12 protein-coding genes are annotated in these 13,798 nt (G+C 72.4%); 1 reads left to right on the forward strand and 11 read right to left on the reverse strand.

Annotated elements, in window-relative coordinates:
* Positions 1 to 30: 30 nt before the first annotated feature.
* Positions 31 to 1,542 (reverse strand): glycosyltransferase, encoded by a 1,512-nt coding sequence (locus CLT71_RS06100; RefSeq protein WP_158242180.1) that lies wholly within the window; start codon positions 1,540 to 1,542, stop codon positions 31 to 33.
* Between the two features lie 256 nt (positions 1,543 to 1,798).
* Between CLT71_RS06100 and CLT71_RS06105 the strand changes: the two genes are divergently transcribed.
* Positions 1,799 to 3,058 (forward strand): glycosyltransferase, encoded by a 1,260-nt coding sequence (locus CLT71_RS06105; protein ID WP_101366242.1) that lies wholly within the window; start codon positions 1,799 to 1,801, stop codon positions 3,056 to 3,058.
* A 48-nt stretch (positions 3,059 to 3,106) separates the two neighbouring features.
* Here the strand turns inward: CLT71_RS06105 and CLT71_RS06110 are convergent, their stop codons facing one another.
* From CLT71_RS06110 to CLT71_RS06155, 10 genes are all read right to left on the reverse strand, one after another.
* Positions 3,107 to 4,423 carry an ABC transporter substrate-binding protein gene (locus CLT71_RS06110; RefSeq protein ID WP_101366243.1) on the reverse strand — a complete coding sequence of 439 codons (1,317 nt, stop codon included), beginning with the start codon at positions 4,421 to 4,423 and terminating at the stop codon, positions 3,107 to 3,109.
* Positions 4,424 to 4,451: 28 nt separating this feature from the next.
* Positions 4,452 to 5,579: a branched-chain amino acid ABC transporter permease gene (locus CLT71_RS06115; protein ID WP_101366244.1), complete on the reverse strand. Its 1,128-nt coding sequence runs from the start codon at positions 5,577 to 5,579 to the stop codon at positions 4,452 to 4,454.
* Complete coding sequence (locus tag CLT71_RS06120; protein WP_101366245.1) at positions 5,576 to 6,466, reverse strand: branched-chain amino acid ABC transporter permease; 891 nt, start codon at positions 6,464 to 6,466, stop codon at positions 5,576 to 5,578. The genes CLT71_RS06115 and CLT71_RS06120 overlap by 4 nt, the downstream gene beginning before the upstream one ends.
* On the reverse strand, positions 6,463 to 8,406 hold the full coding sequence (locus tag CLT71_RS06125; RefSeq protein ID WP_101366246.1) for an AMP-binding protein: 1,944 nt from the start codon (positions 8,404 to 8,406) through the stop codon (positions 6,463 to 6,465). Before CLT71_RS06125 ends, CLT71_RS06120 begins: the two co-directional genes overlap by 4 nt.
* Complete coding sequence (locus tag CLT71_RS06130; RefSeq protein WP_486483082.1) at positions 8,403 to 9,251, reverse strand: ABC transporter ATP-binding protein; 849 nt, start codon at positions 9,249 to 9,251, stop codon at positions 8,403 to 8,405. Before CLT71_RS06130 ends, CLT71_RS06125 begins: the two co-directional genes overlap by 4 nt.
* Positions 9,248 to 10,039 (reverse strand): ABC transporter ATP-binding protein, encoded by a 792-nt coding sequence (locus CLT71_RS06135; RefSeq protein WP_101366248.1) that lies wholly within the window; start codon positions 10,037 to 10,039, stop codon positions 9,248 to 9,250. The genes CLT71_RS06130 and CLT71_RS06135 overlap by 4 nt, the downstream gene beginning before the upstream one ends.
* A gap of 105 nt (positions 10,040 to 10,144) precedes the next feature.
* Complete coding sequence (locus tag CLT71_RS06140) at positions 10,145 to 10,711, reverse strand: CHRD domain-containing protein (protein WP_101366249.1); 567 nt, start codon at positions 10,709 to 10,711, stop codon at positions 10,145 to 10,147.
* 225 nt (positions 10,712 to 10,936) lie between these two features.
* On the reverse strand, positions 10,937 to 11,722 hold the full coding sequence (locus CLT71_RS06145) for a hypothetical protein (RefSeq protein ID WP_101366250.1): 786 nt from the start codon (positions 11,720 to 11,722) through the stop codon (positions 10,937 to 10,939).
* A 9-nt stretch (positions 11,723 to 11,731) separates the two neighbouring features.
* Positions 11,732 to 12,511 carry a hypothetical protein gene (locus CLT71_RS06150; RefSeq protein WP_143743376.1) on the reverse strand — a complete coding sequence of 260 codons (780 nt, stop codon included), beginning with the start codon at positions 12,509 to 12,511 and terminating at the stop codon, positions 11,732 to 11,734.
* Between the two features lie 70 nt (positions 12,512 to 12,581).
* Positions 12,582 to 13,727 (reverse strand): helix-turn-helix domain-containing protein, encoded by a 1,146-nt coding sequence (locus tag CLT71_RS06155; RefSeq protein ID WP_101366252.1) that lies wholly within the window; start codon positions 13,725 to 13,727, stop codon positions 12,582 to 12,584.
* Positions 13,728 to 13,798: the final 71 nt, after the last annotated feature.

Raw genomic sequence — 13,798 nt, forward strand, 5'->3', positions numbered from 1 at the left:
CGTGGGACGGCCCGATCTGTCGTGCCCACCTCAGCCTTGCCGGTCCGGCCGCGTACCGTCGGACCGTGGCTGGTCCGCGCCGATCCGCAGCCTCGCCACGCCGGCCCGCAACCCGACCCACCGGGTGAGCGTCCGGCGGGACGGCACCGCGGCCACCGCCGCCGTCACCTCGGCCGGCAGTTCCTGGTCAACCGGCACGGCACCGTCGACCAGGGCGGGCGCGTCGAGCGCCGGCGGCTCGTCGGCAAGCGCGGGCACCCCGGCGGGCAGCACTGGCGTGCCGAGCGACCCGTCGGCAAGCGCGGGCGCGCCGAGCGGCCCGTCGGCCGGGACCGGGGCGTCGAACGTCTGTCCCGGCCCCTCGGTCGCCGGTGCTCCGGGCAGCGCACCACCACGGGCGATGTCGGCGACCACCGTCGCGGGATCGGTCTCGAAGAGGGCCAGCCCGGCGGCCCGCTGCCGCTCGCCGGCCGTACCGTCGGCGAGCTGGACCAGGGTCGGACCCAGGTCGGCGACCCGGCGTACCCAGGTCGCCACCCCGGCCCGGGCCATGGTGGCCGCGTTCGCCCGGCCGTGTCCGGGGATCGGCCGGTAGGTCGCGACCGGCAGGCCGCAGGCCATCGCCTCCAGCGCGGTGAGTCCGCCGGCGTTCTCCACCAGTACGTCGGCGGCGCGCAGCAGCTCCGGCATGTCGTCGACCCAGCCGAAGACGTACCCGGTGCCTCGCCGCTCCAGCCGGCGGAAGAGGGTCTCGTTCCGGCCGCAGACCACCACCGGGACCGCCACGCCGGTACGCGCGATCTCGGCCGCCGTCCGGGCCACCGCGCCGACGCCCCAGGAGCCGGCGACCAGCAACGCGAGTCGGGCGTCGACGGGCAGGCCGAGCCGCTCACGGGCCCGGCGCTGCTCCGCCGCCGAGCCCGGCCGGAAGCCGGCCGAGACCATCCGGCCCGCCACCCGCACCTCACCGGCGCCGAGCGCCCGGGCCTCGGTCCGGGTGGTGCGGTGCGCGGCGCAGTGCACGTCGATGCCGGGCGACACCCAGATCGGGTTCACCGCGAAGTCGGTCAGGTAGGTGACCACGGGTACGGCGAGCCGCCCGTCCCGGCGCAGCGGCCCGACGATCTGGCTGACCACCGGGTACGTCGACACCACCGCCCGGGTGTCCGGGGGCAGCATCCGGAGCACCCGGGGCCCGACCGGCCGGAGCAGCGCCCGGGTGATCGGGGCGGCCCGGCTGAAGTTCCCGCCGATCGCGAAGAGCAGCCCGTAGATCCAGGGCAGCCGGCTCAGCATCCCGTGGTAGGTGCCGCGCAGCAGCCGGCCGAGTCCCCACGGGAAGATGTCGGCCAGGTCCACGCAGTCGGCCAGGAGGCCGCGTTCGCGCAGCCGGCCGGCCAGTTCCCGGCTCGCGCCGTCGTGCCCGGCGCCCGCACTGGCATAGATGATCATTACGCGCGGACGCCGCTCACCGACGCCGCTTACGGGTGGCTCGGACGCCTCCTTGCGGTTCGCCTCGTACCGCCCGGGTCGAAACGTCATCCGGCCATCTACCCGCAGGAGGTGCGAAGAATCCTCGGAAGGCCACACCGGCTTCCGCCGAAGCGCAGGGGACCCCCTCCCGGCACCGCGGCCACCCGAAGGCCCGGACCCGGCTGCCCGAATGCCCGGACCCAACTGCCCGAAGACCCGGACCCGGGCCCCCGGCCGGACGTAGACTCCGGATACCCCGCGACGCCCCTGCGACACCGCGACCACGCGCCTACGGCCGGAGTCCCCGGCCCACCGGGAGGTCGCCATGCGGGTCCTGATAGTCACCGCCGGCTCCCTCGGCGACGTCGCGCCCTACACCGGACTCGGTGCCCGGTTACGGGCCGCCGGCCACCGGGTGGCGCTCGCCGCCCCGGCGCCCTACGCCGACATCGTCACCGGAGCCGGCCTCGACTTCCGGCCGCTCGCCGGGGACCTGTCGGCGCTGCGGGCCGACCACGCCGGCGAACGCCATTCCTGGACCGTGCCGGGCGCACCGGAGCTGGTCGAGTTCGTCCGGCTCGGCGGCCGGTTCGTCGCCGAACTCGGCACCGGGATCGCGGCTGCGGCCGGGGCGGACACCGAGGTACTGCTGCTGTCCAGCACGACCGCACCACTGGGCTACTCGGTGGCGCAGTACCACGGCATCCCCAGCCTCGGGGTCTTCCTCCAGCCGACCGCGCCGACCCGGGCGTTCCCGCCGGTCGTGCTCGGGGTGCGCTCGCTGGGCGGCTGGGGCAACCGCCTCGCCGGCCGGCTCGGCCGGCTCCTCGTCGACCGGGTGTACGCCGACGCCTCCCGGCGGCTGCGCGCGGAACTCGGCCTGCCACCGGTCCGGCTCGGTCGGCTGGCCCGGCTGGCCGACGGGGACGGCTGGGCGGTGCTGCACGGGTACAGCCCGGCGGTGCTGCCCCGGCCACCGGACTGGCCGGCCGGGCTGGACGTGGTCGGCTACTGGTGGCCGGTGAACCGCCCCGGCTGGCAACCGCCGACCGAACTGGTCGACTTCCTCGCCGCCGACCCACCCCCGGTCTACGTCGGCTTCGGCAGCCTGGCCGACACCGGCAACGGTCTACACACCCTGGTCGCCGGTGCACTGCGCCGGGCCGGCGTACGCGGCGTGCTGCAGGGACTGCGCGACGCCGACACGGTCCTGGCCGAGGAGCGGGACGGGGAGCTGATCGCGGTCGGGGACGTACCGCACGACTGGCTCTTTCCCCGGATGGCCGCGCTGGTCCACCACGCCGGATGCGGCACCACGGGCGCCGGTCTGCGCGCCGGGGTGCCGGCGGTGCCGGTGCCCGTCTTCGCCGACCAGCCGTTCTGGGCCGCCCGGCTGGCCGCCCTCGGGGTCGCTCCGGCGGTGCTGCCGTTCCGCCGGCTGGACGAGACCGGGCTGGCCGCCGCGATCCGGGCCGCAGTGGCCGAGCCGGGGCTGCGCCGCCGGTCGGAGGCCCTCGCCGAGCGGGTGGCAGCCGAGGACGGCGCTGGCGCGGTGGTGGCCGCGGTCGACCGGCTGGCCCGTTGACCGGTCGACCACGGCACGCTCATTCCCGGATGCTGCCGGGCCGGCCGCTCAGAGTTTCTCGTAGCAGGGCCCGTCCAGGGTGTACGCCTGCGCGGTCGGGCCGGCGGTCAACGGCCGCACCTGGCTCACCCCGGTCGGCGCGGCCCGGTCCGGCCGGTAGACGGCGGTGACCCGGACCGCGCCGTCGTTCGGGCCTGCGGCGTAGTTACCGGCACCCGCCGGCAGCATGCCCTCGTAGTCGACCGACTTCAGCGACTTGACCGCCGCCAGCACCCCGGCCCGGGTCAGGTCGCCGTCGGCCACCGCCTTGGCCAGCGCCGCCTTCATCGGGTACGACCACACCCAGCCGGCCGTGTACCCGTCGTTCGGGGTGACCTGGCCCAGTGCCTGCCGCAGCGCCTGGTGCCCGGGGGTGTCGGTGCCCCACGCGTCCCACGGGGCGGTCTGCTCGTAGCGGGCCAGCAGGGCGGGCGCGGCGGCGCTGGCCAACAGTGCCGGATTCCAGGTCGGGCTGGTGCCGATGAACCGGCCGGTGAAGCCCCGGGCCGCCGCCTGTCCGACGATCGCCGCCGCGTCGGCCGGTCCCATGGTCAGGATCACCAGGTCGGGCCGGCCGGAGAGGATCGCCTGGATGGCACCGGCCTGCTTGTCGGCGCCGGAGTCGGTCTTCACCGCGTTGAAGGTGAGCCCGAGGCTCTGCGCGCCGAGCTTCGCCCCGGCCGCCGCGTCGTCGCCGTAGTCGCCGGCCAGGTGTACGGCCAGCACCGACTTCACCCCGTGCGCCTCCCTGGCGTAGTCGAGCGCGTTCATCGACTCCAGGCAGTAGTTGGCGCCGGACTCGACGATCACGTCCTCGAAGGCGTACGCCGAGGTCCAGGCGGCCGGTGCCGCGACCACGCTGCTGGCCTTCATGTCGGCCAGGATGGCGGCGGTGGTCGGCGACCCGAGGGTCTGGGCCAGGGCCAGCACGTTCGGCTTCATCTCCTGGTACGCCTGGTTGTGCGTCTGCGGGTTGTACTTGTTGTCCCGGATCCAGCGGGTCACGTCGACCTCGTAGTCACCGATCCCGCCGGCGGTGTTCACCCGCTTCCAGAACGCCTTCTGCGCGTCGGTGATCGGCACCGCCAGCGCCCGGAACGGTCCCTCGGTCAGGTCGGAGATGATGCCGAGGTAGATGCAGCCCTTGTTCCGGTCCACCGCCTCGGGGCACGGCTCGGCGGTGACCCCGACGTCGGTCTTCACCCCGGAGGCGTCGGTTTCGGTGTCCCCGCCGCGACAGGCGACGAGCCCGGAGCAGAACAACAGGGCGACGGTCGCGGCGGCGATTCGGCGCGGCGCGGAATCGGAGGGTCGGTTCCTTCCCATGGCTACCTCACAGGTCGGTAGGAGCAGCTCAGTAGGAGAACGGCCAGGTTTTCCAGTAGTTGCGGACCCGTACCCAGATCCCGAACAGGCCCCGGGGCTCGACGATGAGGAAGACGACGAGCAGTACGCCGTAGAGGATCGTCTCCACCTGGAAGACGTTCGGCACCTCGTTCGGCTGGGCGCTGAGGAACGGCACCCACGCCTGCAACTCCCGGGTGAACCGGGGCAGCAGGGTGATGAAGAACGCCCCGGCGATCGCGCCGGAGATGGTGCCCGCACCGCCGATCAGCACCATCGCGATGTACTGCACCGACAGCAGCAGGCTGAACGAGCCCGGGTCGAAGAACCCGGTGATGGTGTAGAGCAGCGCCCCCGCGCAGCCGGCGTACGCCGACGAGACGGCGAAGGCGATCGTCTTGTACCGGGGCAGGTTCACCCCGATCACCCCGGCCGCGATGTCCCGGTCCCGGATAGCGGTGAACGCCCGCCCCACCTTCGACCGAGCCAGGTTGGCGGCGGCCAGGGCGAAGCCGATCAGGAGCAGCAGCATCAGCCAGTAGAGCTTCTGGTCCCGGGTGCCGAGCGGGCCGGTGGCGGCGATCGGCTGCCCGAAGAACTCCAGGGTGGCCGCCGGCCGGCCGACCCCGGCACCGCCGGTGAGCGCCGACCACTCGCTGAAGACGTGCGCGCCGATGAAGACCAGACCGAGGGTGACGATCGCCAGGTAGAGCCCGCGCAGCCGGGTGGCGAGCGGGGCGACCAGCACCCCGGCAAGCCCGGCGACCAGGCCGGCGGCGGGGAGCCAGACCGCGATGTTTGTGACCCCGAACCCGATCACCCGGCCGTCCGGGTCGCCGCTGATCGCCGCCGCCGTGTACGCCCCGACGGCGAGGAAGAACGCGTGCCCGAGCGAGACCTGGCCGGCGTACCCGGTGACCAGTCCCAACCCGATCGCCCCGATCGCGGCGACGCAGCAGAGCGCCAGCAGTTGCAGCCACTCGTCGGTGAGCAGGAAGGGCAGGGCGAGGGCGACGGCCAGCAACCCGGCCACCGCCACCCGCTTGGCCCGGGTGTCGAAAAGGGCCAGTTCACTCGCGTACGAGGTACGCAGTTCCGGCCGGCCACGTGTCCGGGTACGCCGCCCCGCGATCGTCATACCCGCTCGACCTCCCTGGTGCCGAAGAGCCCGTACGGGCGGACCAGCAGGACCAGCAGCATCAGCACGTACGGGCTGATCACCGAGACGTTGCCGCCGAGCCAGGGCGCGTGGTGCTGGTAGGTGGCGGTGAGTTCCTGGATCGTCCCCACCGCCAGTCCACCGAGCACCGCACCGGGCAGCGAGTCCAGTCCACCGAGGATGATCACCGGCAGGGCGGTGAGCGCGATCAGCCAGAGCGCCGCGTCGACGCTCGCCCCGGCGGCGGCGAAGGTGCCGGCCACCGCCGCCAGGCCACCGGCCAGCCCCCAGGAGAGGGCGAAGACCGCGCCGACCGAGACGCCCTGGGCCAGCGCCGCCTCCTGGTCGTAGGCGGCGGCCCGCATCGCCAGCCCCATCCGGGTGTACCTGAAGAAGGCGAAGAGCCCGGCGATCAGCACGACGGTGGCGAGCAGTGCGGCCAGGTGCCGCTGTTGCAGGTCGATCCCGGTGCCGGGGACCGTCACGGTACGCAGGCCCCACGGGTCGCCGACGTGCCGGACGTCCAGCCCGATGAAGCCGTTGACCACCACCCGGACGGCGACGTCCACCCCCAGGGTGATGATGGCGACCACGAACGCGGGCCGGCCGACCATCGGCCGCACCGCCACCCGTTCCACCCCGAGGGCGAGCCCGGCGGTGAGGACCGCGGCGACCGGTACCGCCAGCCAGAAGCCGAGCGGTCCGGCGAGGTAGGTGACCAGTACCGCACCGGCGAGCATGAAGGCGGGCTGGGCGAAGCTGATCACCCGGGTCGCCTTGTAGATGATGACGAAGCCGAGGGCGAGCAGCGCGTAGATGCTGCCGGTACCCAGGCCGCGCAGCAGGCTCTCGGCCAGTTCGGTCATCCCGCCTCCCCCGCGCCGGTCCTGGCCGGGTCGGTCTCCCCCGGGCCGGTCCTCCCCGCGCTGGTCCTTGCCCGGTCGCGCCGGTACAGCTCGTCGATCTCGTCGGCGAAGCGTTCGGCGACGGCGGCCCGGCGTACCTTCTGGGTGGCGGTCAGCTCGCCGTCGTCGTGGTCGAGTTCCTTGGGCAGCAGCGCGAACCGCCGAACCTGCTCGACCGGGGCCCGTCCGGCGTTGACCGCCGTGACCAGCCCCTCGACCAGCTCTCGGACCTCGGGCTTGCCGGCCAGGTCCCGATAGGTGGTGTACGGCAGCCCTCTGCGCTGCGCCCACTCCCCCACGGTCTCCAGCTCGATCCCGATCAGCGCGGTCAGGTACGGCCGGCGGTCGCCGACCAGCACCGCCTCCTTGACGTACGGCGACGCCTTCAGCGCGTTCTCGATCTCGGAGGGGGCGACGTTCTTGCCACCGGCCGTGATCATGATGTCCTTGGCCCGGTCGGTGATCCGCACGTGGCTGCCGTCGACCCACTCGCCGATGTCGCCGGTCCGCAGCCACCCGTCGGCGTCGAGTACCGCCGCGGTCGCCTCGGGATCCCGGTAGTAGCCGGCGAAGACGCCACCGTGCCGGGTCAGGATCTCCCCGGTCTCCTCGTCGATCCGCAGCTCGACGCCGGGGTGCGGCTCGCCGACCGTGCCGAGCCGGACCCGGCCCGGCCGGTTTCCGGTGGCGACGGCGGTGTTCTCGGTCATCCCGTACACCTCGTGCATCGGGACACCGAGGCCCATGAAGAAGCGCAGCACGTCGGGGGCGATCGGGGCGGCACCGGAGGCGGCGTACCGGACCCGACGCATTCCGATCCGTACCCGCAGCGCGCGGTAGCAGAAGAGCCAGCCGATGCCGTACGCCAGTCGGGTTCCGGCGGTGTGCCGGCCGCCGGTGCGGGCCAGCGTACCGGCGATCCGGTCGGCGACCCCGAGCCAGAGCCGGGCGTTCCACCGCTTCACAGGTGAGGCGTTCGCCAGCCGGATGGTCACCCCGGCCAGGATCTTCTCCCAGATCCGGGGTACTCCGAACAGGATAGTCGGCTGCACCTCCCGCAGGTTCGCCTGCACGGTGTCGATCGACTCGGCGAACGCCACCTGCACCCCGGCACCGGCGTTGAACCAGGTGGTGAAGATCCGTTCCGCGACGTGGCAGAGCGGCAGGTACGACAGCAGCAGGTCGTACGGCCCCGGTGGCGGATCGGTGAAACCGCCGTCGTCGACGAGTACCCGGATCGCGAAGTCCACGTTGGCCACGGTCAACATCGCGCCCTTGGCCGGACCGGTGGTGCCGGAGGTGTAGATCAGGGTGGCGACGTCCCCGGGAGTCGCCGCCGCCATCCGGGCGTCGACAGCGCCCGGCTCGGCCGCCCGGTGCTCGGCGCCGATCGCCAGGAGTTCGTCCCAGCCCAGCAGGGCGGGATGCCGGTAGCGGTGCCGGATGCCGCGCGGTTCGAGATAGACGATCCGCTCCAGTTCCGGGCAGTCGTCGGCGACCTCCAGCGCCTTGTCGACCTGCTCCTGGTCCTCGGCGATCAGCACCCGGGCGCCGGAGTGGGACAGCAGGTAGCCGACCTCGGCCGCCGGATTGGTCGGGTAGAGCCCGACGGTCATCGCCCGCAGCGCCACGGTCGCCACGTCGGTGAAGAGCCACTCCCGACGGTTCTCCGCGTGGATCGCCACCCGGTCGCCGGGCCGGACGCCCAGGGCCAGCAGCCCGTGCGCCACGGTCTGCACCGTGTCCCAGTAGTCGGCCCAGGTCACCTCCTGCCAGATGCCCCGGTCCTTCTCCCGCATCGCCACCTCGTGCGGGGTGGCGAGGGCACGGTCGCGGACCCGTACCGCGATGGTGTGGGCCGGGACGGCGTCGGTGGACGGGCCGGCGGCGGGATCTGTCATCTCGGCTCCTCCCGTCGCGGCTCGGCACCGGACGGGCCGGGGGCGCCGCCCAGGTAGGCCCGCACGACGTCGGGGTGGTGCGGGATCTCCGCCGGGCTGCCGGTCGCGACGACCTGGCCGAAGTCGACCACCAGCACCCGGTCGGCCAGGTCCATCACCAGGCCCATGTCGTGCTCGACAAGCACGATCGGGATGTCCAGCTCGTCGCGGATGTCGAGGACGTACCGGGCCATGTCCTCGGTCTCCTCCAGGTTCATCCCGGCGACCGGCTCGTCGAGCAGCAGCAGTTTCGGTTCCATCGCCAGGGCCCGACCCAGCTCGACCCGCTTCTGCACCCCGTACGGCAGCAGACCGACAGGCATCCGCCGCCAGCGTTCCAGTTCGAGGAAGTCCACGATCTCCTCGACGGCGGCCCGGTTGGCGATCTCGGCCCGGCGGGCCCGGCCCAGCCAGGCGATCGCGGCCAGCGGTCCGTAGTCGATGTGGTGGTGCCGGCCGAGCAGCAGGTTCTCCAGCACGGTGAGGTTGCCGAAGAGTTCGACGTTCTGGAAGGTCCGGGCCATGCCGAGGGCGGCGATGGCGTGTGGCCGGCGGCCGACCAGGTCCACGCCGTCGAAGACGACCCGGCCGGTCTGCGGCCGGTAGACCCCGGAGAGGACGTTGAAGATGGAGGTCTTGCCCGAGCCGTTCGGCCCGATGATGGCGAAGAGTTCGTGCCGACCCACCGTGAAGCTCACCCCGTCGATGGCCCGTACGCCCGCGAAGTGCAGCCGGACGTCCTCGAACCGCAGGATCGGGTCGGCCTCGGCCGGATCCGCCGCGCGCTGCCGCACCACCGCCGTCACGACAACCACCGCTTGCGCCGCCGGTAGTGCTTGACCTCCCGGAACGAGCGCCGGCCGGCACCGGCCGCCGCACCGAGCCCGAGATAGAACTCCCGGATGTCGTCGTCGGCCAGCAGCTGTTCGGCCGGCTTGTCCAGCACCACCTGACCGGTCTCCAGTACGTAGCCGTGGGTGGCCAGCGAGAGCGCCATCGTGGCGTTCTGCTCGACCAGCAGCACGCCGGCCCCCGTGGCGTTGATCGCCACGATCAGCTCCCTGACCTGCTCGACGAGCCGGGGGGCGAGGCCGAGGCTCGGCTCGTCGAGCAGCAGGTAGCGCGGCTGCGCCATCAGCGCCCGGCCCATCGCGAGCATCTGCTGCTCGCCGCCGGAGAGGTAACCGGCGGCGTCCCGGCGACGGCGGGCCAGCACCGGGAAGAGCCCGAAGACGTGCTCCAACCGGGACGGGATCTGCCGGTGCGCGGTGTGCCCGCCGAGCCGCAGGTTCTCCTCCACTGTCAACTCGGCGAAGATCCGGCGGCCCTCCATCACCTGGCAGACGCCCCGGCGAACCACTGCGGCCGGGCGGAGCCGGTGGATGGGCTCCCCGTCGAGCGTGACCGTGCCCTTGGTGACCGTGCCGTCGTGCACGTCGAGCAGACCGCTCATCGCCCGCAGCAGGGTGGTCTTGCCGGCGCCGTTCGCGCCGAGCAGCGCGACGATCCCGCCGGGCGGTACGGCGAGGGTCACCCCGCGCAGCACCAGCATCACGTCGTCGTAGACGACCTCCAGATTGCGCACCTGCAGCATCCGGGAACCCCCGGTTCCGGTTGTGGCGCGGCTCACAAAGTTACCGGACATTAACCAGGGGGCAACGTTCCGTCAAGAGCATCCGGGTCGAGGATGCTCGATAGGTCAGTGCCGATGCCGCCAGAGCTGCGTGCGGATCTCGCCAGCGGGATAGCGCGAGCTGTGCACGTTGACGTACGCGGCACCGGCCCGTACCGCCGCGACCAGCTCGGCGAACTCTCCCGCCCCGATCCCCTGTGCGGTCGGGCCGATCACGTCTACCGGTCGGATCGTCCCGCTGACCGTCGCCGGTGCCGGTGGACAGGGCTGGGTGCCCGCCGGCCCGTTGCCGAGGTTGGTGCAGAGGAAGGCGCTGATCCCGCCGCTCTGCGCCCGGCCGCCGACGTGGATGTGCGCCTGGGTGACGGTGCCCTCCAGTGCCTCGTACCCGAGCCGGTAGGTCAGCTCCTGGTTCTCCTCGTCGACCGCGAGGCTGAACGCACCACTGCCGTTGGTCGAGATCGCCAACGGGTCCTCCTGATAGCCGGTCAGCCGTTCCCGTACGACGCTCCAGCGTTCCCGGTCGTCGTCGTTGCGGTCGGCGTTCCCGTACACGATCCGGGCCGTTCCCGCCCCGGCGACCAGGAGGGCGACCACGGAGGCCATCGCGCCGTACCATCGTCGGATCATCATCGTCGCGCCTCCCGGATCCACTCCGGCCAATGCCCGTCACCCGGTTCAACCGCGCGGACGCCAGCCGGGACACGACAGCAAGGTGACGGATCGCGGACAGTGGATAGTTGCCGACAGCGCGGCGGTGCTGCCACCAGCTCGGCAAAGCGCGACGCCGCCGAGCGGGACGACGACCGGTCCGGACCGCACGGGGTCGATCGACACCGTGCGGCCCGGACCGGCTGGTCAGACTCCCAGCGAGCGGAGTTGGGGTAGCCCGGACAGGGCGGCGGGTCGGCTCGTGTTGCGGGTGGCGGCGTTCTCGGCCTCGGCGCGCACGGGTTCGGCTGGGGCGAGGACCCAGCCGGACTGGCCCCAGTCGCCGTTGTAGGCGATGCACTCCCACCACTTCTCGCGTGGGGAGCCCGGTTCCTTGTTTCCCTTCTTCACGCAGTTGGTCGGGGTGAGCTTGGCGACGACCGCCTCGTAGCTGCGGATCTGGTCCTGGATCACCAGGTTGATGCCGTTGGAGAGGCCGGCGCGGCCCCGGGCGGCGACCACGATGGCGAACAGCGCGGGCAGGACGTGACCGATGTTGTCGACCGCCTGCGGGGTCTGGACGGTGTTGACGTACGCGGTCGCCAGCGTCGCGCAGCCTGTCGCGTTCTGCGCCCAGAGCTGCCGCACCGTGTTCGACATGTTCTCGATGTCGGCGAACTCGATGGTGTGCTGCCGGGCGCACGCCTGCACGTCAGCCGCGGCGATCAGGTCGGTGTGCGCGATGATGTCGTTCTTCGCGGACTCGACGGCGGCGACGATCTGCTGGACGGCCGCCTTCAGCGAGGCGTCCTCGGAGCCGCCGCCGCCAAGCAGGTGCCCGGCGACCGCGACCACGAGGCTGACCCAGTCGAACGCCATCGCCTGCACCCCTTCGGTGCGCGGCGCGGCCTGGGCCGGTGCGGTACTCGGGACCACCGTGACCGCGACGGCCAGGCCGGCGGCGATCACGCAGTTGCGCAGTCGTTTCCTCATGTTGCCCTCCTACTGTCCCTGTCCGGCGAGGATGCGTTTGGCCGCCGCCCAGCTCGAGTTCCTGGCGGCTTCGAGCTTGAGGGTCTCCAGGTTGACCGGTCCGCTGTGCCAGGTGTCGCCGACCTTGTGGTCGACGGCGATCGCCGACTCGCCGTTGGCCGCCACACACTCGTGCCGCACGTAGATCCGGCCCGGGATGGGTTCGGGATCGCTGACCCGGGTGCACGTCGGTTCCAGGTCGGCCACGATCTGCTGGTTGAGTGCGCGGTACGCGGCCTCGATGTCGCCGAGGCCGCCGGTCCAGTTGATGTCGACGCGCACGGCTATGGCGATCGGATAGAGCGTCTGCGCGCCGAGCCCGATCTGGTCCTTCGCCTTCCGCCCGACCACCCGGTACTTGTGGTTCGCGTTCGCCGCGTAGCCGCCGACCCGCATGGCGAACACTTCCGCCGTGACCTCGTTGTCCCGCATGTTGTGGTAGTCGAGCATGTCGATCCGGACCTGGCTGGCGTGCCCGAGCACCTCGGCCGCCTCGTGACCGTCGGCGTGGTCCTTCACCTCGTTCTCAAGACCGGTGAGTGCGCCGGTGACGATCCGGACGAACTCGACGATCTGGTCCGGCGTCGCGCCGCCCGACCGGTAGATGTTGTAGGCGATCAGTGCCGCGTCCACGATCGGGCTGCTGAGGCCGCCGTCTGCGTTGGCCCGGGCCGGTTGTGCGGTCCCGGTCAGCAGCATCGCGAGCGCGACGGCCGACGCCGCGATGCCACGTGTAGGTCTCCTCCACATGGCGGAGAGTTTCTCGGCAGCGGACGCCGCGCGTCTTCGTCAGCAGAGCGTAAGTCCGCAGTGACGTTTGTCAGTCCGCGTAGTTCCGCACGGCGAGCGTCCGGGCTACCGTCGCGGTCAGCAGCCGCACCCCGACCGTCGAGCCGGGATCGATGCCGCTGACCTCGCGTACCCGGCGCAGCCGGTAGTCAAGCGTGCGCGGGTGGATGTGCAACGCGGCGGCGGTGCTCGCCCGGTTCATGTCGTTGGCGTAGTAGGCACGCAACGTCGCCACCAGGTCCGGGCCGGTGGCCAGCGCCTTCGCGTAGGTGCGCAGCCAGCCGTCGACCGCCGGGGTGCGGGCCACCGCCATCTCCACGAACAGGTCCGCGATCTCCGGCAGCCGCTCCGGGCGGTCCTCCGGCGGCGCCACCCGGCTCGCCTCGCGAGCCCAGGCCAGCGCATCGGCCAGCCCGCCCACCGCCCCCTCCGCCGAGCCGACCGCGCAGGGCTGCCCGATCAGCGCCGCCACGTGGCGTACCCGCTGGAGGATCTTCGCTTTGCCGACGGTACCGGGGGTGAGCACGGCGACCTCGTCGGCGGCGAGCCAGGTGGCCGGGATCCGGTCCGGGGCCAGCGCGGCGACCACCTCGGACCGCGTCTCCGGAGTCGCGGGCCGCGCCATTTTCAAGATCGAGATATGGTACCGCCCAGCGCGGCGCAGGTCGGCGACGAACGGCTCCACCGGCTCGTCGGCGAGCAGCGCACGGGCCAGGATCTCCAGCCGGGTCGACAACACCTGCTCGGCGCCCACGCCACGGGTGTAGCCGCGCAGGTAGGCGCTGCGAGCCCGGACACCCTGGGCACCGAGCCAGCCGACCAGCCGGAGCAGGTCGGTGACGTCCTCGGGCCGGGCCAGATCGTGCACCTCGCGCACCATCATCGCGGTGTGCAGGCCGAGCACGTGCTGCTGCGAGGGCACCGACAGCCCCACCTCGGCCCGCTGGCGGCCGACCGCCGCGATGCCGGCCAGGTCCTGCTCGTTCAGCGGCGCCTCCGCCCCGGCGAGTTCGAGCGACCGGCGCCTGATGAAGACGGCGAAGTCATACATCCCGATCCGGTCGTCGGCGCCGGAGGCCATCGCCTGGTACTCGCTGACCTCGTTGGTGTAGGTCTCGACCGCGTGCCGCGCATTGACCTCGACCCGCTCCCGCAGGGCGTTGAACAGTGCACTCATCGGCGCGGTTCCTCTCCGTCGCAGAACGCATCGGAGCAGTGGCGGTTGTGGATGGGTCTGTTAGGTCATCG

It is taken from the genome of Plantactinospora sp. CNZ320, assembly GCF_002846275.1.